Consider the following 18,923-nt stretch of genomic DNA (forward strand, 5'->3'; position numbering starts at 1 on the left):
TAAATTATCCTTCGTTTATTACAGGTCTGCTACGATCGAATAGCACTCTTCCGTTTTTTTCAATCTTGCTGTTGTGAATTACAATGGATTCTTCCTTTGGCCAGTAACTTGCATTAGATATGGAGATTGTCAACTGGTCGCCTTCCTTAAGTTGTGCGTTGATCTGTTTTGCGAATTTCACTTCGATGAAAACCTTCATCTTTTCACCTTCATTGGTTTCTATGTAGAACCCATCCATAAGTTTCCTAGTTGGCGTTCCATAAGAATAGCCCATTACTTTTGCTTTAAGGGTTTTCCCATTATACTTAGCATAAATACTTCTATTTCTTTTCTCATCGTCGCTGAGCTTTGGTTCTGTACCAAACCAAAAAACCCAATCTCCCTTTTGCAATCCATCCAGGCTATAAAGACTGGCTGGACCTCCACCTTGATTACCGCTTAACTTGTTTAAAAATGCCTGATCAAATTTCTGAGCTTCTTCGAATGAATAAACCTTACCGTCAACAACAAACATTGGTTTCAGTTTATCTAAACCTTTGATTATTGTCATCTTCTTCCCTTTTGGAGACTTCACGTCGTAAACATATTGAACATGATCCTTGTACTTCTTAGTTGATGTTTTTATAAATGGCTCCTGTTGATTCAGCGTATTATTGCTCACCATTAATTTATTTCTATCAAAAATCACTTTGTTTCCTTTGGAATATGTACCGGAGCCAATTTGAGCACATTCATTAAGCACAGAATAATAAACGTGAAACACCTTAATCTTTATCTGATCACCAAGTTTAAGGTTTTTGCTTACTTCTACAGCGGACTCGGGAGCAACATACGCTTTGATTCGCTCGCCATTGTTCAGCTTTATAAAAAACCCGTCCATTATAGACCGATCTTCTCTGAAAGCGAAACCTGTTAATTTTCCGTAAATAGTTTTACCTGTATATTTCGACGAGTAATAGCGGGCTTTCGTCTCAGCTTCAGTGAGCTTAGGCTCTTTCCCAAACCAAAAAACATTATCTTTTTCATCTAAACCATCGACATCGTACTGTCTCCCAGATCCCAAGCCCTGCTTTGAACTTAATGATTTTAAGAATGTGGGAGTAAATGCTTTTGCTTCTTCTAAGCTAAATACTTTATCATCTATAAAAAATTTCACTACAATGTTAGGTGGTCCGCCTGTTTTCATCTGCTTGCCATTGGGTGAGTTGACTTCGACTAAAATGGCAGGATCAGTTGAATTTCCAAAAAAGGTATTTTTCACTTTTATGAAACCAGTGGAACTAACTGACTCAGTTCCATTAATTGTTTTGGCGATTGTTTTTGGTACTTCAGCATAAACTACCTGAACTGCAAACAACCATCCCAATGCCAGACATGCCGGCACTGTTAATAGATACGCTAACTTTTTCATATTTTTTGATTGATTAGTGAATAACATTTCAATACGTGCCTTCAATGGGCTTTTCACAAAACTGTGCACAAAAGGCGGGTTGTTCTTACGAACAGCTATAGTCAGCAGCAAATTGGCATAGGAAGTATTTCCGATAATTGAAGAAGCCTCCTGGTCTGCTTCGTACTCGTGTACCTGCTCCAATGCATGTGCATACAGATAAGTCAAAGGATTGAACCATAAAAATACTTTGCAGACATTCACGAACAACTTGTCGAGGGAATGAAGCCTGTTGGCATGCACTGCTTCATGCTGAAGGATCACTGCAATCTCTTCTTCTTTCAGATCCTGCTGATCTACAAAAACGTAGTTCAGGAAGGAACAATTGGTAAAACCTGTGGGTTTATAAACAACCTTCAAATGACCTACCTTTTTGTTGACTTTAGCAATATGTCTTAAAAGCTGTGCCATCTGATAAACAAACAACACCAACATCACTGCCGCGATCAGCCAGTAAGTAGCATTCATAATCTCCTGCCAGCTGTATTCAGAAAAAAGAGAATCCTCTGATACTGAATTCGGCAGCGCATGTACAATAGGAGCCTCTGCATTGGAAACGCCAGCTGGAGTAAATGATTCAACAGTGGATATTGGTGTTTCCTGCGGCACCTCCTGCTGTACCTCTACCTGCCTTTCTACTTCCAGCTGCAAAGCGGGAATAAGAAAACTAACAACCAGAGTCGACAATAAATAAAATCTATTGAAGCTAAAAAAAGTAAGCCTTTGTAAAAACAAATAATACAGCGCGTAAAACAAGCCCATGCAGGCGCTTACTTTCAGCAGGTAGGTCAGCCATTCCATTATTTTTCGTTTTTGTTGATGAGTGCTTTGAGTTCAGCGATGTCTGCCTCGCTTAAGGCCTGTTCCTTTACCATAAAAGACAACAGGTTCGCCGGTGAGTTATCAAAATATCCGGAGAAGAGTTTAGAGAAAGTAGTACGGGCGTATTCTTCCTTACCAATCGCAGGGTAATATTCATACGTCTTTCCGTAAGCTTTATAGCTCAGGTAGCCCTTTTTCTCTAAAAGTCTTACGATAGATGAAATGGTATTGTATGGGGGCTTAGGCTCCTCATCCATTTCCTCAATGATGTCTTTCACAAATCCTTTCTGAATCTTCCAGATGATTTGCATAATACGCTCTTCTGCTTTAGTTAATTCTTCCATAACATAAAGCTATAACTTATTTTTCAGTTTTACAACTGTAAATTCAGTTAATAAACGTATTTATCAGTTTTATAATTATATTATGCTGATAATCAAATAAATAATTTTTAATACTTGATTTTAAAATGTTCCTTAGCCTGACCTTTTCTAAAATAAACCAGTCCGATCCAGAACAAATCAATGGTCACAGTTACATCCGGATGGCTCTTGATTTCTTCCCAGGCCTCTTTCATTCCTTTACTCCAGTAGATATCGTCAAATATCAGCAGCGATCCCTCATGTACTTTTGGCAAGCACCAATTGAAATAATCTATAGTAGCCTGCTTCCTGTGATTGCCGTCTATATAAACGAAATCTAAACGGTCTGCACTTTCAATGATTTCCGGGAAAAGCAGGTCAAAATTACCTACCTGTAACTCTACATTATCAAGTTCAAGGTCCTGGAAATTTCTATAAGCTACCTTCGCAGTTTGAGGACATCCTTCTACTGTAATGACATCAGCATCAGGCGCGGCCTTTGACAGATATGAAGAGGTGATGCCCAGGCAGGTGCCCAGTTCAATAATATTCTTAGGATTGTTTTCTTTTGCCAATCTGTAAATCAGCTGTGCCAATCTCGGGTTCTTCAAAGCATTTTTAGCAATCTCGCTTACCTTCTTAACTCTGTTTTTATTCAAATGAGAACCAGCCCCTAAATCGGTCACAGTAACCTCAGAATGGTCATTAAAAAGTTTTTTTCTCTGAGCTTCTATGCTTTTATAATCGTTTTTAGGACTAAAATCGTAAATTACCTCATCCGTAAGTTTATAAACAAATGGGGAATGTGTACCATGTCTGCTTTTTGAGGTAAAGCGATGTTTCAGATAATCACTGATAAAGTTAACAATCATAACCGCAAAAATAGGCATTCAAATTTGTATGTTTAATGGAAAACGTTAAAGAAATAAGCGCTTTAGTAAAATTACTTGATGATCCTGATCAGGAAATCTACCAGCATGTGGAAGGACGTCTCTTAGAATATGGCAGTGAAGTCATCGATTACCTGGAAAATGCCTGGGAACAATCATTGGACACCCTGCTTCAACAACGGATTGAAAATATAGTCCACAAGATACAATTCACCAACGTAAAGGAAGACCTCAACTTATGGTACCAAAGCGGAGCTTTTGATCTTTTACAGGGTGCACTTGTTGTCAACCGCTACCAGTACCCTGACCTCGACGAAGAAAAGATCATCCTTCAGATTGAAGAAATCAAACGGGAGATCTGGCTGGGACTGCAATATGAAATGAGTTCTATTGAAAAAATTAAGTTGATCAATCACGTGTTCTATAACATTTATGGCTTCAGCGGAAATACCAAGAATCACCACGATCCTCAAAATTCCTACATCAACCAGGTCATGGAGAGTAAAAAAGGAAACCAAATCTCTTTAGCCATCATTTATGCTACCCTTGCTCAAAAACTGGACATTCCGGTCTACGGCGTCAATCTGCCTCAACATTTCATTTTGGGATATATTGATGAAAGCAAGCGTGAAGAACATGAATTTGGCGTATTGTTTTACATCAATGCCTTCAATAAAGGGGCTATCTTCGGCAAACATGATGTAGACCAGTTTCTGCGCCAGCTCAATCTTGATCCAATGCCTGGTTTCTATGCGCCTTGCAGCAATGTAGAAATCATCAGACGTGTCATTCGTAACCTGATCTCAGCTTATGAAAACCTCGGCTCAAAGGAAAAGGTGGATGAGTTAAAGCAACTCCAGGATATACTTATTAATACAGATTTATAGAAATTTATTGGCTTTCATCCAGTTGATCAGGCGTTCAAACCAATCGTCGGTAGTGGTTTTGTTGTTCAGTCCGAAACCATGACCACCAGCCTGATAAAGATGCATCTCAGCTTTTACTTTATTTTTAACGAGGGCCTGGTTAAAAAGAATGCTATTTTCAACAGCGACACCGCCATCATCATTGGCATGTACAAGAAATGTGGGCGGAGTTTGTGGGGTGACATGTTTATCATTTGAAAAATAATCACATTTTTCCTCCGCAGCATTTTTACCGATCAGGTTATTTACTGATCCGGCATGGTAGGATGCTGTAAAAGAGATGACAGGGTAGATAAGAACAGAAAAATCTGGTCGCAGGCTAACGTTCTCTTTATTTGGAATCTTAGCATCAGCATAGTGAACTGCCAAGGACGAAGCCAGATGCCCACCTGCAGAAAAGCCCATAACCCCTATACGGTCTGCTTTTACATTCCATTTTTCCGAATTCTTTCGCACCAGATACATCGCTTGCTGTACATCCATCAGCGGCCCAGAAGATTTATCTTCCATAACAGCGTCGCTTGGCAAGCGGTATTTGAGTATAAATGCGGCAATGCCTGCCGCATTTAATTTCCTGGCAACCTCATAGCCTTCAAGATCTATAGAAAGCATCCCATAGCCTCCGCCAGGACAAACAATTACTCCTGTTCCTGTAGCTTTTTCCTTTGCGGGCAAAAATACACTTATCGTCGGCACTGTCACTTTACTGATCCTGGTCATTTTATCATTGCCAACCTGAGCTTCTTCCACATAGTCAGCGGGAGCTATTTTCGATCCGGGAATCTTTCCCTCATAGAGTTTAACAATTTCCTGGGCCTCCAGTAATGTTGAAGATGTCAGTATCATGAGCAATGCTATAAAGTATTTCATTAAAACTCCATTAAGTATGCTTTTAAAAAGTCATTGATGTCTCCATCGAGCACAGCCTGAGGATTTGAGGTCTGGTAATTGGTCCGGTGATCTTTTACCCTCCTGTCGTCCAGCACATAGCTCCTGATCTGCGAACCCCATTCTATCTTTTTCTTACTGCCTTCTACCAAAGCTGTGGCTTCCATACGCTTACGCATTTCGACCTCATAAAGCTGTGATTTGAGTAAGCGAATGGCATTTTCTTTATTCTGAAGCTGTGAGCGGGACTCCTGATTCTTGATGATGATTCCCGAAGGTTTATGGTACAGGCGAACTGCGGTTTCTACCTTGTTTACGTTTTGTCCGCCGGCTCCACCTGAGCGGAAGGTCTCAAACTCAATTTCAGAGGGATTGACTTCGATTTCTATGGTATCATCTACCAGGGGATATACATAAACGGAAGCAAAAGAGGTATGCCTTCTTGCATTAGAATCAAACGGAGAGATCCGCACCAGTCGGTGTACTCCATTTTCTCCTTTCAAGTACCCGTAAGCGAATTCACCTGAGATTTCGATCGTTACCGTTTTAATGCCGGCTACCTCCCCCTCCTGATAATCCTGTTCGGCTACCTTATAGCCATTTTTCTCTGCCCACATCAGGTACATGCGCATCAGCATATACGCCCAGTCGCAACTTTCTGTTCCTCCGGCACCTGCAGTGATCTGCATGACCGCAGGCAGCTGGTCTTCCTTGGTCTTGAGCATGTTCTTCAATTCAAGACTTTCAATAACATTTAAGCATAGGTCAAACTGCTCCTGCATTTCCTCTTCAGTGGCGTCTCCGCTCTGCCAGAAGTCAAAAAGCACCTGGGTATCTTCCATCAGGCTATTGGCGTGTTGCCAGCCATCGGTCCACACCTTTTTGGAGTTGATTTCAGCAATATGTTTTTCGGCTTTCTTTGGGTCGTCCCAAAAATTTGGCTGCAGGGTGAGTTCCTGCTCTATACGGATATCTTCTAAACGGTTTTCGACGTCAAAGATACCTCCTCAGCGACGCTACTCTGTCCCTTAAATCCTGAATTTGTTCTTTTGTCATAATCGCAAATATAGGATAAAATTGTAAAGTAGGCGATGAGGAGGTACAGAGGCCTAACTAAATAGTCCTTTTACTTTATCTATGATGCTGTCATTTTTACCGTCTCCGTTTGTATCAGTCTTTTCAGTAAACATCCTGGTTACATCCGACAGGTCAAATTTACCGTCATCACCGGAAACCTTACTCAATACATCCTGAATATTGAAAGAACTGTCATTCGGATCATTGGTCTTTTTTATGAATTTATCTACTATACCAGGCAAAACTGATGCAGCAATGTTCTTTGCTGACTCAAGGTTGATACCCATTCCGGCCAGCTTTTCTGTAAGACCTGAAGAAGCCTGGTTCACAACGGCACTGCTATTGCCATTTTTAAAGGCGTCTACCAGTCCGGCAATATCCCCCGAAGCGAACTTAGCTTTCAATGCATCTATAATTGACCCTGAAGTAGCCTCAATTGCAGCCTCATTTTGTTCGTTAGGAACTGCGCTGTTATTTACAATTGCGTCCTGAACATTTTCTTTTACAAGTTGTTTTAAATTTTCTATCATGGTTGATGTTTTAATGGTATTAATACCGTTTTATACACTAAATGTAATCAAAATAATTCCATTAAAAACAAGGCTTAAACCAGTTTATTTCAATACATTTTATGAGTTAAAATAAAGATGTCTGTAGGAATTTATTTATCGTTATAAATATTTTCATTTGGATTTTATGAAATAAAATAAACCATTACATTTACAAAAACACTTAGATTATGCTTCCTACAGTAAACTTTACAGAAACCGCTGCCTATAAATATCTTGCTGATCATTTCATCAGCATCAATGAAAAAAACTTAAAACAATTATTCCTTGAAGATGACGGTCGCTTTGAAAAATTCTCCCTGGTATTTGAAGATATCCTGGTAGATTATTCAAAGAACCGGATTGATGATACTACCATTGCATTGCTCATTCAGCTGGCAAGGGAATGTAAGCTCGATGAGGCCATCAAAGCTATGTTCAGCGGAGACAAGATCAACCAGACTGAGGACAGACAGGTACTGCATGTTGCGCTTAGAGAACCTGCAAACGGAGAGATCCTTGTTGATGGTAAAAATGTAGTAACTGATGTACACCAGGTACTCAGTAAAATGGAGAAATTCAGTAACGCTGTAATTTCAGGAAACTGGAAAGGATACACCGGAAAACCGATCACCGATATCGTAAACATCGGCATCGGCGGCTCAGACCTGGGCCCGGTAATGGTAACTGAGTCTTTAAAAGCTTATAAAAACCATCTGAATATGCATTTTGTGTCAAACATAGATGGCACACACATTGCAGAAACACTGAAACAGGTAGATCCTGAGACTACTTTGTTCCTCATTGCCTCCAAGACTTTTACTACTCAGGAAACCATGACCAATGCCAATACGGCGAGAACATGGTTCTTAGATAACGGCGCGAAGAAAGAAGACATTGCCAAACATTTTGCGGCATTGTCTACCAATGCTAAAGATGTGTCTGCTTTTGGTATTGATACCGAAAATATGTTTGAGTTCTGGGACTGGGTAGGCGGCAGGTATTCGCTATGGAGCGCCATTGGACTGCCAATTGCATTGAGCATTGGTTTCGACAACTTCAAACAGCTTCTGGCAGGTGCGCATGCTGCTGATCAGCATTTTGAAACCGCTGAGTTTGAAATCAACATCCCGGTTATCCTCGGACTTATCGGTGTATGGTACACCAATTTCTTTAATGCAGAGACCCAGGCGATATTGCCATATGATCAGTACATGCATCGCTTTGCAGCATATTTCCAGCAGGGAGATATGGAAAGTAATGGTAAGCATGTCGACCGCAATGGCAACGATGTAAGCTATGAGACAGGCCCTATCATCTGGGGAGAACCAGGAACGAATGGGCAGCATGCTTTTTATCAGCTGATCCATCAGGGTACGCGACTGATTCCTTGCGATTTCATTGCGCCGGCACAGAGTCTGAACCCAATTGGCGACCATCATCCCATCTTGTTGTCCAACTTCTTTGCGCAGACAGAAGCGCTCATGAACGGCAAAACAAAAGAACAGGTAGTTGAAGAGCTTCAAAAAGATGGGAAAACAGCTGAAGAGATCGAGAAACTGGCACCATTCAAAGTATTTGAAGGAAACAGACCGACCAATTCCATTTTACTTAAGAAGGTTACTCCTTTTAGTTTAGGTAGTCTGATTGCCTTTTATGAGCATAAAATCTTTGTACAGGGTATTATCTGGAATATATTCAGCTTCGATCAGTGGGGTGTAGAACTTGGAAAACAATTGGCCAAAAGCATCCTCCCTGAATTGGAAGGCGAACAGGAAGTTTCATCTCATGATGGTTCCACAAATGGACTGATCAACCAGTACAAAGCCTGGAGATAACAATTAATATGACACTGCTAGGCGTTTTCTCATTAAACCTTTTATCGGTTACTTTGTTCTAACTCCGTAGTATAACAGGTTTTATACGTATATTTAGGATAATCAATTATATAAAATCAATAATGATGAAAACGCTTAAAAATCTTTTAATACTTGCAGCTGTATTCACAACAATGCAAGTATCAGCCCAGACAGATAAAGAAACAACGACCAGACTGGTAAATGCGAAGACGCTTAAATTTAATGCGACGAGTGCTCAGCCACTTGCTGTTGCAGATTTAAATGCGGTATTGAGTAAAATGCCAGGCGGCTTGGGAGGCGGTGGTTCCATCCAACTGAGTGGGTCATCGTATGATCTAAAAATCAGTAAAGATAGCGTTGAAGCTTATCTCCCTTATTTTGGAAGAGCTTATACTGCCAATCTGAACCCTAATGATTCAGGGATCAAATTCAAGTCTAAAAACTTCACTTATAAAAGTGAACAAAAGAAAAAGGGCAACTGGGTAATCACCATAAAACCTAAGGATACCAAAGACGCACAGGAACTGATGCTAACTATCGGAACTAATGGTTATGCTTTTTTGAGTGTTAACAGTAACAACAGGCAATCCATTTCCTACATGGGATACATCAGCGACCCTGCTGATAAAAAATAAAGCATAAAAAAGCCCGGTTTTTTAAGACCGGGCTTTTTTATGCTATTTCTTCGGAACCAATGAAATCTCAAACAGCTTTGGCCATTTTTTACCGGTCACAAACAGTCGTTTCCCTTGTTTATCCCATGCAATCCCATTGAGTACATTATTGCTGATATCCTCTTCTGTTTTAAAGTACCCATCTTCTAATAAACCAGAAAGGTCGATTTTCTTCTCTACAATACCGGAAGAAGGATCTATTACCACAAGATAGTTTTTCGTGTAAATATTCGCATAGATCTTACCATCTATATATTCCAGCTCGTTAATCGAATCTACCATACCTTCATTGTCGTAAACATCTATTGCGTGCTGATCCTTATAAGTATCTTTATCCATGAAATATAGCCTGTTGCTGCCATCACTCATGATCAATTGCTTACCGTTATAGCATAGCCCCCAACCTTCTCTACTGGTCTGATAAGGAAATGTACTCAACTGTTTAAAAGTCTTGGCGTCATATACCATCCCAGTATTTGTCTTATAAGTAAGCATCACGATCTTATCGCCCACAAGCGTAGAGCCCTCTCCAAAATATTGTTTATCCAGGTCTGTCTTCTGTAAAGCTTTACCTGAAGAAATGTCTACCCACCTCAATGTCGAATGCCCCTCCTTCCCGGTACTTTCCAATAACCTGCCATTGTGGTATTCTAATCCCTGAGTATAAGAACTGGTATCATGAGGATAAGTCTTTATGATCTTATACCCATATAATTCTGGTTTTACATTTGACCTCAGCTCTATGTTTGTCGTCAATGTATCCGTCTTATCTTCATTCCCGACAATTGCGGTGATCACTTTAATCCCTACAGACTGTCCTGTAGTTTTGAACAATACCGACTCGGCGTTATTTTTAGTGGCAACAACCTTTCCGTCTAACAGATAGGTTGCAGAGGTAATATTGGCATCTTTGGGAACGTCCAGTTCAACTTTAACATCTTCACCAAGGGCAACACTCTGATATTGCTCAGGCAGCTTAAACCCTATAGCTGAACTGCCAGCCTGATCTTTACAAGAGCTGATAAAAAGGATGCTAAGCAATAAGCATAGCGTAGATACTGATGGAGTGATTTTTTTAACTTGGCCAGAATGCATCTTCTATATGATTAATTTTATAAAGGTGTTTATTTTCAAAAACAATTGCAATAATATCGTAACGAATCTCTCCCTGGTGACCACTCATTTCTATGTACGCTTCCGCCGCATATTCGAGCTGTCTTTCCTTTTTGATGTTTACAAAATCTTCTGGTTCTCCATAATCTGTCGAACTTCGCGTCTTTACTTCTACAAATATGATTGCCCCATTATGATGAGCAATAACGTCTACTTCAGCTCTTCCGTATGCCCAGTTTAGGTTTAAAATGCGGTATCCAATGTTTTCTAAATAGTCTTTTGCGATTTCCTCGCCCCGTCTGCCCAGATCATTGTGACTTGCCATCTTACTTTAATATAACTGAGCCTAAGAATTTAGAGATTTCCTTTTCTACTCCTTTGATAAAGGAGTAGCGCTGCATCAGGATTTCCTGATTTACCGGATCGCTTTCGGTTTTTATTTCCTGTAGAATATCGAGCAGCATCCTGTCTACCTTACGCTTCTTGAGGTGGAATATCCCTCCCAGAATTGTCGCTTTAAGATTTACCGTTTCATCACGTACGTAGATCTGATGTTTATTGTACCAGTTTTCACTGAGGGTATGTGGAGATGTAGATAGCGTTATGGCAAGATTGGCAATTTCCCTGTCTTCGCCCTTAATGAACTGACTCGCAACCGGCAAATGCCCGTTTTCTATCTCGTCTCTGTACGTATCAATGATCCGTTTGCACAACTTATCTTCAAAGCTTACATCAGAAAGGTTTTGCATGATAAATGAACCGATATACATGTTATCGATCTTATCCCAATTCACCAGTTCATGACCAAAGGCCAGTAATAAACGAACAATTTCCTGTTCCTGGATCTCGTCAGTCTCCGGAGCATTGGATTCCGGTTCCAAACCAGCCAGTGGATCTGGATTTTCAAACAAATTATCCGGCGGACCATCCCGATAGGGGTCTGCCTGCTGATATTGGTTTTGCTGCGTATTATAATTATTGTTATTGCTTGCTTTTTTAAACTTAGCAGCACGTATTTTATTGAGTTCTGAAAGTAAGATTCGCTCTTCCAGCTGCAGCAAACCGCTACACTCTCTAATGAAGATCGCAGCCTTGATATCATCCGGTATTTTGGCTATACTCTCAACGATATCCCTGATGATACCTGCCCGTTTGATCGGGTCTGTACCTGCCTCTTTAAGCAGTATTTCTGCTTTATAAAGGATGAAATCCTTACGGGCATTTTCAATGTACTTTTTAAATTCCCCTGCCCCCACATGGTGCATGTAAGAATCCGGGTCGTGCCCATCCGGGAAGGATACTACTTTCACATTCAGTCCTTCTTCAAGGATCATATCCAGGCCCCGTAAAGAGGCCTTTATACCCGCGGCATCTCCGTCATACAGTATGGTTACATTTTCTGTAAAACGTCCGATGAGTCTGATTTGCTCTGTTGTCAATGAAGTTCCGGAAGAAGCCACCACATTCTCAATACCCGCCTGATGTACAGCCAGCACGTCAGCATATCCTTCTACCAGGTAACAGTTGTCAAATTCCCTGATGGCTTTCTTCGCATGGAACAAGCCATACAGTACGTTCGACTTATGATAAATATCGCTTTCCGGAGAGTTGACATACTTCGGAACATTCTTATCTGTTTTTAAGGTACGCCCGCCAAATCCAATGATCCTTCCTGTAAAGTTGTGGATCGGAAACATGACCCGGCCCCTAAACCGGTCGTATAGCTTGCCTTTTTCATTCCTGATCGCAAGACCAGTTTTCTCCAAGTATTCTTCCTTATGTCCTCCAGCTACCGCACTCTGAATCAGCGCATCCCATACATCCGGGGAGTAGCCAAGCTGAAACTTCTTGACAATGTCTTCCCTAAAACCGCGCTCTTTAAAATAGCTTAAGCCAATGGCACGGCCCTGCTCTCCCGTCCACAGTTCATTGGCGAAGTAATTTGCTGCATACTCTGAAACAATATATAAACTTTCTCGTGCGTTCTGGGCCTCAATATTCTGCGGCGACTGTACAATCTCTTCAACTTCAATGTTGTACTTATTGGCCAGGAATTTTAACGCTTCAGGATAGGAATATTTCTCGTGGTCCATGATGAAATGGACAGAATCCCCTCCTTTGCCGCAGCCAAAGCACTTGTAAATACCCTTGGCGACAGACACATGAAAAGATGGTGTTTTTTCATTATGGAAAGGACAGTTACCAATTAAACTGGTGCCGCGCTTTTTGAGGGATACAAAATCACCTACTACCTCCTCAATACGGGCGGTATCCATGATTTTATTTATGGTATCCTGATTAATCATTTTCTATCTGCGAAGTTAGGGAATTACTTTCCTTTTCCAAGGTTATAGTCCTTATGAAGGACTAAAAAACTCGCACGTTCTTCCTTTTTAAAAGGGTAATCCCAATTGCCCTGGTAAGTGATTTTCACCGGTAGTTTTTCACCCTCGACATAACTGGTTTCGATATTCATCTGCACATCAAAGTCAAATAGCATATTGCTGTACTTCATATCTACGTACCTGCCCAGAATCTCAAAATTCCGCTTGTCAAAGATGGTAGTAAGTTCCTTAATCATTAAACCGTCTTTAGTACCGCTGCTCAGATCTTCTTTCATAGTTACTTTAAAACGGTAGACCGGGATGGAATCCAGATAAGTACCGCTATGGTAAGTATAATCATAATACTGGCGCATATTCGCTGTAAAGATCTGCGTCTTACTTCCTATAAAAGGCAACCCTTTAATAGGCCTCCCGGGAGCAAATATTAATGTTTTTAGCTTGTCTTTATAACTCTGGTTAGTATCCTCAGCTTTACCTGCAGCCATAGGGCCTTCGGCTACAAAATCGGTCTGATAAGCGTTCATAAAGATGTAATCGAACATCTCAATGGTATAGAGCTGATATTTACCATTCTTCTTATACACATTACCGGTATCCTGTTTTACCAGGTATTGCATTTTATTAGTCCCAGAATTGCTGTGCTTGATCTTACGATAAATCCGCCCGTCAATCTTGTTCTTTTTGTTGTAGGTATAAATCCTGTTCTCAGCAATGAAGTCATACTTCTTCATATTCCTGAAAGCCTGATAAAAGCTATTATCTGTAATGATCGCGTTGATGAATTTCTCTACGCCCAGTTTTTCGGCCTTGATGTTGATCACCGAATCCAGCTGAATGGTCTTTAATGTATCAGGATTAAAGCGGTTGATCTCCTGGGCAGAAGCTTTCAGCAAAACCACCATCAAACCTGCCAGTAAGAGTGCTTTTTTCATTAATTACCTAGTTGCTTAAGTGTGATGTAAGCCATCAATCCTGTAGAAGTCCTCAAGGCCTCTTCATCAATATCGAAATTCGGTGTATGCACGGAATAGGTTGTTCCCTTTTCTTTATTTCCTGTTCCCAATCTATAAAAACAAGCATTGGTTACTTGTGAATAATAAGCAAAATCTTCAGCTGCCATCCAGATGTCCAGGTCGAGCACATTTTCTTTACCCAGGTAGTCTTCTGCAAAAGCGCGTGCGTTCTCAGTAAGCTTTGGTTCATTGATCAGGTAAGGATAGCCATCCATAATCCTGAAGTCACAACTGCCACCCATACTTTCAGCAATGCCTTCCGCCATTTTTTTCATCAGACGCTTTGCTTCTTTTCGCCATTCTTCGTTCAGCGTTCTGAATGTACCTTCTATTTTTACCTCATTGGGGATAATGTTCGTAGCTCCGTTTGCCTGTACTTTTCCAAAAGAAAGTACCGATGGAAGTCGCGGATCAGCATTTCTGCTTACAATCTGCTGTAAAGCAATGATGATATGAGAAGCAATCAGAACAGGATCTATATTTTGATGTGGCTGTGCGCCATGTCCGCCTTTTCCATGTACGGTCACATATAACTCATCTGTAGAGGCCATGTAAATTCCGGAACGAAAACCTACTTTACCGGTTTCAATCAACGGCATTACATGCTGGCCAACGATTGCCTCTGGTTTAGGGTTTTCCAGCACACCTTCTTTGATCATGATGCTCGCGCCTCCCGGCAAAAGCTCTTCTGCAGGCTGAAATATCAGTTTCACCGTACCTGCAAACTCTGATTTTAAGCTATTCAAGATGTAAGCCGTGCCTAACAAAGATGAACTGTGCACATCGTGCCCGCAAGCATGCATTACACCTGCATTTTTAGAAGCATAAGGTTTTTCATTGGCCTCCAGTATTGGCAAAGCATCCATATCTGCGCGCAAAGCAATAACCTTATCCGAAGGAATGCCTCCTGTGATCAGACCCACAACACCTGTATTAGCCATATCTGAAAAAGGAATACCCCATTCTGTCAGGTGTTTTTTGATATATGCTGAAGTTTCAAATTCATGAAATGACAGCTCAGGATTAGCGTGTATATGCTGGCGGTAACCAACTACCTTTTCAAAAATATCGTTGGAAATTGCCTGTATTTTATCTTTATTAATCATTGTCGTAATCTAAATTGGGTGCATTAATCTTCTCCCTGAAAATAAAAAGCGTTGGGAAGTTAGGTCTGAGCTCGCTGATTAATCTCTGAGCTTCCAGCCTTGTTCTAAAATCACCCACCCTTAAATAATAATTGGGTTCTTTGTAAGTAATGTAGGTATTTAAAGTCGGATACAGCGCGCTGAACTTCGATTGCTCACTGTACACCTGCCGCCGGTCGGATCCGTAAAATATCTGAACCCGGTACCCCATATTGGAAACTATCGGTGCCGGCTTTGTTACGACCGTTCCTGTCGCCGGAATACTCGTATTTAATGCAATTCGCTTTGCAATAAGACTATCGATCATAGGGTCCTTAATCACAGTGACCACACCCCTGGCCTGAGCAAACAGACCGGCAGAAAGAAAGGAAAGAATAACAGTAAATAACAATTTCATGGATAAGGCTTAAAAAAAGAATGCCGACTTTTTTACAAAAATCGGCATTCTATATGTTTATTACAAATTACAATCCTGCGCCGTGGCAGTTTTTGTATTTTTTGCCGCTTCCGCATGGACAAGGCTCGTTTCTTCCAATCACCACATCCTTACGAATAGGCTGCTGAGGAACATGCTCGCGTGTATCTTCCATCTCTGGCATACCTGTGCTGCTCGACTGTGCAAATTCGGGCTTAGACATCTTCAGTTTGCTTGGAGCAGGTCTTGGAGCCTGGGCCTCTCTTACATCGTTCGGATCAGTTTGCACAGGAATTCCGCCTTTATACAAGAAACTGACCACTTCTTTATTTACAGCATTCAGCATGTTTTTAAACAAGTTAAATGCTTCCATTTTATAGATGATCAGTGGATCTTTCTGCTCATAAACAGCATTCTGTACCGACTGCTTCAACTCATCCATCTCACGCAAATGCTCTTTCCATGATTCGTCGATCAATGCAAGCACGATTGTCTTCTCAAACGACTTGGTCACTTCACGACCGTTGTTCTCTATCGCTTTCCTCAAACTTACAGGCACCTGTACGTGACGGATACCATCTGTAAAAGGAACGATGATTTGTTCGATCTGCTCACCTCTCTCTTCAAAAACCTGTTTCAATACCGGCATCGCCTGGTTGATGATCACATCTGATTTTCTTTCATAGAATGCGCTTACTTCCTCAAACAACTTATCAGTCAGGTGATGAACCCCTTTTGAACTAAATTCATGCTCGTCAATTGTAGTATCTGCAGAGAAGTTTTTGATGACCTCAAGCTTAAAACCTTCAAAATTGCTCGTTTCTTTATATTCTGTTACGATATCTTCGGCTACGTCAAACACCATGTTGCTCATGTCTACATCCAGACGCTCACCAAACAAGGCATTTCTACGTTTAGCATAGATCACAGAACGCTGTGAGTTCATCACATCATCATACTCCAATAAACGCTTACGGATACCAAAGTTATTCTCTTCTACTTTTTTCTGCGCACGCTCTATAGATTTGGTGATCATCGAATGTTGAATAACTTCACCATCCTCAATACCCATTCTAACCATGATGTTAGAGATTCTTTCAGAACCAAATAACCTCATTAAATTATCCTCCAGTGACACGAAGAACTGAGATGAACCCGGATCTCCCTGACGACCTGCACGACCGCGCAACTGCCTGTCTACACGACGCGACTCATGACGTTCTGTACCTACGATAGCTAAACCACCAGCATCTTTAACACCTGGGCCTAACTTAATATCCGTACCACGACCAGCCATGTTGGTTGCAATGGTTACCTGTCCTGCCTGACCAGCCTCAGCTACAATGTCAGCCTCTTTCTGGTGCATCTTCGCATTCAGTACATTGTGTTTGATTCCGCGAAGCTTAAGCATACGGCTCAGCAATTCAGAGATCTCTACCGAAGTAGTACCCACCAGTACAGGTCTGCCCGCTTCAGTTAACTTCACGATTTCTTCTGCTACCGCATTGTATTTCTCACGAACTGTACGGTATACATAATCCTGCTGATCCTTTCTTGAGATCACCCTATTGGTCGGAATTTCAACCACATCCAGTTTATAGATAGACCAAAACTCACCAGCTTCAGTGGTTGCAGTACCCGTCATACCGCAAAGTTTGTGGTACATACGGAAGAAGTTCTGCAAAGTAACCGTAGCATAAGTCTGTGAAGCATCTTCTACCTTCACATTCTCTTTTGCCTCAATCGCCTGGTGTAATCCGTCAGAATAACGACGGCCATCCATGATACGACCCGTTTGCTCATCTACAATCTTGATTTTACCTTCGTCAATGATGTATTCTACATCAATTTCAAACAAAGTATAAGCTTTCAACAACTGGTTCACAGAGTGGATACGTTCTGCTTTGATAGAATAATCGCGCATCAGGGCATCCTTCTGTGCAATTTTCTCTTCTGCTGACAATGCTGATTTTTCAATCTCCGCAATTTCAGTACCCACATCAGGCAGTACAAAGAAATTATGGTCTTCACCTGATTTGGTGATCAGTTCAATCCCTTTTTCAGTAAGCTCTACCTGGTTGTTTTTCTCATCAATATGGAAGAACAGTTCTGAATCAACTTTAGGCATGTTCTTCGACTGATCTGCCATGTAGTGGTTTTCAGTTTTCAGTAAAGTCTGCTTAACACTTCCTTCACTTAAAAACTTAATCAACGCCTTATTTTTTGGTAAACCACGGTGGGCACGTAACAATGCCAAACCACCTTCGCCTTCTTCAGGACCTGCTTTACCGTCATTGATTAATTTCTTGGCTTCATTTAAAGCTTTGCTTACATAATCTTTCTGAGCAGTAACCAAACGTTCAATACGTGGCTTCAGCTCATGGAATTCATGTTGATCTCCAAAAGGAACCGGTCCTGAAATGATCAAAGGTGTACGGGCATCATCAATCAATACTGAATCGACCTCATCCACCATCGCAAAGTGTAGCTTGCGCTGTACCAGCTGATCCGGAGTCTGCGACATGTTGTCGCGCAGGTAATCGAAACCAAATTCATTGTTGGTACCATAAGTAATGTCTGCCAGGTAAGCATCCCTGCGCTCCTGAGAGTTCGGTTCGTGCTTATCAATACAGTCTACTTTAATACCGTGGAATTCAAACAGAGGACCGTTCCACTCAGAGTCACGTCGTGCCAGGTAATCATTCACCGTTACGATGTGTACACCTTGTCCGGCAAGTGCGTTCAGGTAAGCAGGCAACGTACTTACAAGGGTTTTACCCTCACCAGTAGCCATCTCGGCAATTTTACCGCCGTGCAATACCATACCGCCAATAAGCTGTACATCATAATGTACCATATTCCAAACCACCTCTGTACCCGCAGCATCCCATCTATTTGCCCAAAGCGCTTTATCACCCTGAATGGTTACATTCTTTTTACGTGCAGCGTAGTCTCTGTCAAACTGCGTAGCAGTAACTTCCAGGAATTCATTTTCAGAAAGACGTCTTGATGTTTCTTTTACTACCGCAAACGCAGCTGGTAAAATCTCCAGTAAAACTACTTCCAGTTCTTTATCACGGTCTTTACCTAAAGCATCGATCTGGTCATAGATAGCTGTTTTTTCCGTCAATGACAATTCCTGATTTTCAGCATCAGCTTTCAATCCACTGATCTTTGCATCAATTTCAGCTAAGGCCTTTGAGATGATTTCTTTAAAATAAACTGTTTTATTACGCAATTCATCATTGCTCAATGCAGAGAGCTTTGCGTATTCTTCGTTGATCTTGACTACTATAGGTTGGATTACCTTTATATCTCTTTCTGATTTGCTTCCAAATATCTTGGCTAAAAATCCTAACATGTTTTATGATTGTGTTTTATTATTATTCTTTAATT

General features: G+C 41.1%; 16 protein-coding genes. 3 read left to right on the top strand and 13 right to left on the bottom strand.

Going from position 1 to position 18,923, the window contains the following annotated elements; translation table 11 throughout:
* Nucleotides 1-4 precede the first annotated feature (4 nt).
* The 3 genes from FA047_RS09915 to FA047_RS09925 all read right to left on the bottom strand — a co-directional run bounded on the left by FA047_RS09915 (nt 5) and on the right by FA047_RS09925 (nt 3,506).
* Nucleotides 5-2,251 carry a M56 family metallopeptidase gene (locus tag FA047_RS09915; protein WP_136835879.1) on the bottom strand — a complete coding sequence of 749 codons (2,247 nt, stop codon included), beginning with the start codon at nt 2,249-2,251 and terminating at the stop codon, nt 5-7.
* Nucleotides 2,251-2,616 (bottom strand): BlaI/MecI/CopY family transcriptional regulator, encoded by a 366-nt coding sequence (locus tag FA047_RS09920; protein ID WP_136835880.1) that lies wholly within the window; start codon nt 2,614-2,616, stop codon nt 2,251-2,253. The genes FA047_RS09915 and FA047_RS09920 overlap by 1 nt, the downstream gene beginning before the upstream one ends.
* Before the next feature lie 107 nt (nt 2,617-2,723).
* Nucleotides 2,724-3,506, bottom strand: coding sequence for an O-methyltransferase (locus tag FA047_RS09925; RefSeq protein ID WP_136835881.1), 783 nt, complete (start codon nt 3,504-3,506; stop codon nt 2,724-2,726).
* Nucleotides 3,507-3,541: 35 nt separating this feature from the next.
* Here FA047_RS09925 and FA047_RS09930 point away from each other — a divergent pair, with 35 nt between their 5' ends.
* The gene (locus FA047_RS09930; protein ID WP_136835882.1) at nt 3,542-4,411 is read left to right on the top strand and encodes a transglutaminase-like domain-containing protein; all 870 of its coding nucleotides are present in this window, start codon (nt 3,542-3,544) and stop codon (nt 4,409-4,411) included.
* Here FA047_RS09930 and FA047_RS09935 read toward each other — a convergent pair.
* The 3 genes from FA047_RS09935 to FA047_RS09945 form a co-directional block, all read right to left on the bottom strand.
* Nucleotides 4,406-5,320, bottom strand: coding sequence for an alpha/beta hydrolase (locus tag FA047_RS09935; RefSeq protein ID WP_136835883.1), 915 nt, complete (start codon nt 5,318-5,320; stop codon nt 4,406-4,408). The two genes, FA047_RS09930 and FA047_RS09935, sit on opposite strands and share 6 nt — an antisense overlap.
* A protein-coding gene (gene prfB / locus FA047_RS09940; RefSeq protein ID WP_136835884.1) for a peptide chain release factor 2 occupies nt 5,320-6,394 on the bottom strand; the annotation gives its coding sequence in 2 pieces (ribosomal slippage) (nt 5,320-6,333 and nt 6,335-6,394; 1,074 coding nt in all). Before prfB ends, FA047_RS09935 begins: the two co-directional genes overlap by 1 nt.
* Before the next feature lie 53 nt (nt 6,395-6,447).
* The gene (locus FA047_RS09945; RefSeq protein WP_136835885.1) at nt 6,448-6,945 is read right to left on the bottom strand and encodes a hypothetical protein; all 498 of its coding nucleotides are present in this window, start codon (nt 6,943-6,945) and stop codon (nt 6,448-6,450) included.
* A gap of 209 nt (nt 6,946-7,154) precedes the next feature.
* Here FA047_RS09945 and pgi point away from each other — a divergent pair, with 209 nt between their 5' ends.
* The gene (pgi, locus tag FA047_RS09950; protein ID WP_136835886.1) at nt 7,155-8,801 is read left to right on the top strand and encodes a glucose-6-phosphate isomerase; all 1,647 of its coding nucleotides are present in this window, start codon (nt 7,155-7,157) and stop codon (nt 8,799-8,801) included.
* A 122-nt stretch (nt 8,802-8,923) separates the two neighbouring features.
* Complete coding sequence (locus tag FA047_RS09955; protein WP_225872691.1) at nt 8,924-9,457, top strand: DUF4251 domain-containing protein; 534 nt, start codon at nt 8,924-8,926, stop codon at nt 9,455-9,457.
* Nucleotides 9,458-9,499: 42 nt separating this feature from the next.
* Here FA047_RS09955 and FA047_RS09960 read toward each other — a convergent pair whose 3' ends face one another.
* The 7 genes from FA047_RS09960 to secA all read right to left on the bottom strand — a co-directional run bounded on the left by FA047_RS09960 (nt 9,500) and on the right by secA (nt 18,888).
* Complete coding sequence (locus FA047_RS09960; protein WP_136835887.1) at nt 9,500-10,591, bottom strand: glutaminyl-peptide cyclotransferase; 1,092 nt, start codon at nt 10,589-10,591, stop codon at nt 9,500-9,502.
* Nucleotides 10,572-10,934 (bottom strand): YraN family protein, encoded by a 363-nt coding sequence (locus tag FA047_RS09965; RefSeq protein WP_136835888.1) that lies wholly within the window; start codon nt 10,932-10,934, stop codon nt 10,572-10,574. The genes FA047_RS09960 and FA047_RS09965 overlap by 20 nt, the downstream gene beginning before the upstream one ends.
* Before the next feature lies 1 nt (nt 10,935).
* Nucleotides 10,936-12,915 carry a DNA primase gene (gene dnaG, locus FA047_RS09970; RefSeq protein ID WP_136835889.1) on the bottom strand — a complete coding sequence of 660 codons (1,980 nt, stop codon included), beginning with the start codon at nt 12,913-12,915 and terminating at the stop codon, nt 10,936-10,938.
* Between the two features lie 23 nt (nt 12,916-12,938).
* Nucleotides 12,939-13,886: a hypothetical protein gene (locus FA047_RS09975; protein WP_136835890.1), complete on the bottom strand. Its 948-nt coding sequence runs from the start codon at nt 13,884-13,886 to the stop codon at nt 12,939-12,941.
* Nucleotides 13,886-15,073 (bottom strand): M20 metallopeptidase family protein, encoded by a 1,188-nt coding sequence (locus tag FA047_RS09980; protein WP_136835891.1) that lies wholly within the window; start codon nt 15,071-15,073, stop codon nt 13,886-13,888. The genes FA047_RS09975 and FA047_RS09980 overlap by 1 nt, the downstream gene beginning before the upstream one ends.
* Complete coding sequence (locus FA047_RS09985; protein WP_136835892.1) at nt 15,066-15,509, bottom strand: SPOR domain-containing protein; 444 nt, start codon at nt 15,507-15,509, stop codon at nt 15,066-15,068. The genes FA047_RS09980 and FA047_RS09985 overlap by 8 nt, the downstream gene beginning before the upstream one ends.
* 67 nt (nt 15,510-15,576) lie before the next feature.
* A complete protein-coding gene (gene secA / locus FA047_RS09990; protein WP_136835893.1) occupies nt 15,577-18,888 on the bottom strand; it encodes a preprotein translocase subunit SecA in 3,312 nt (1,103 codons plus the stop codon).
* Nucleotides 18,889-18,923 lie beyond the last annotated feature (35 nt).

The sequence above is a fragment of the Pedobacter frigoris genome (assembly GCF_005116445.1).
GTDB classification, from domain to species: domain Bacteria; phylum Bacteroidota; class Bacteroidia; order Sphingobacteriales; family Sphingobacteriaceae; genus Pedobacter; species Pedobacter frigoris.

Excerpts from the sequence above, each read along its gene's own strand:
- FA047_RS09985 (WP_136835892.1), bottom strand. The coding sequence starts at position 15,509 with ATGAAATTGTTATTTACTGTTATTCTTTCCTTTCTTTCTGCCGGTCTG.
- FA047_RS09960 (WP_136835887.1), bottom strand. The coding sequence starts at position 10,591 with ATGCATTCTGGCCAAGTTAAAAAAATCACTCCATCAGTATCTACGCTA.
- FA047_RS09980 (WP_136835891.1), bottom strand. The coding sequence starts at position 15,073 with ATGATTAATAAAGATAAAATACAGGCAATTTCCAACGATATTTTTGAA.
- FA047_RS09930 (WP_136835882.1), top strand. The coding sequence starts at position 3,542 with ATGGAAAACGTTAAAGAAATAAGCGCTTTAGTAAAATTACTTGATGAT.
- FA047_RS09920 (WP_136835880.1), bottom strand. The coding sequence starts at position 2,616 with ATGGAAGAATTAACTAAAGCAGAAGAGCGTATTATGCAAATCATCTGG.
- FA047_RS09975 (WP_136835890.1), bottom strand. The coding sequence starts at position 13,886 with ATGAAAAAAGCACTCTTACTGGCAGGTTTGATGGTGGTTTTGCTGAAA.
- FA047_RS09965 (WP_136835888.1), bottom strand. The coding sequence starts at position 10,934 with ATGGCAAGTCACAATGATCTGGGCAGACGGGGCGAGGAAATCGCAAAA.
- secA (WP_136835893.1), bottom strand. The coding sequence starts at position 18,888 with ATGTTAGGATTTTTAGCCAAGATATTTGGAAGCAAATCAGAAAGAGAT.
- FA047_RS09945 (WP_136835885.1), bottom strand. The coding sequence starts at position 6,945 with ATGATAGAAAATTTAAAACAACTTGTAAAAGAAAATGTTCAGGACGCA.
- FA047_RS09915 (WP_136835879.1), bottom strand. The coding sequence starts at position 2,251 with ATGGAATGGCTGACCTACCTGCTGAAAGTAAGCGCCTGCATGGGCTTG.
- FA047_RS09925 (WP_136835881.1), bottom strand. The coding sequence starts at position 3,506 with ATGATTGTTAACTTTATCAGTGATTATCTGAAACATCGCTTTACCTCA.
- dnaG (WP_136835889.1), bottom strand. The coding sequence starts at position 12,915 with ATGATTAATCAGGATACCATAAATAAAATCATGGATACCGCCCGTATT.
- FA047_RS09955 (WP_225872691.1), top strand. The coding sequence starts at position 8,924 with ATGATGAAAACGCTTAAAAATCTTTTAATACTTGCAGCTGTATTCACA.
- pgi (WP_136835886.1), top strand. The coding sequence starts at position 7,155 with ATGCTTCCTACAGTAAACTTTACAGAAACCGCTGCCTATAAATATCTT.
- FA047_RS09935 (WP_136835883.1), bottom strand. The coding sequence starts at position 5,320 with ATGAAATACTTTATAGCATTGCTCATGATACTGACATCTTCAACATTA.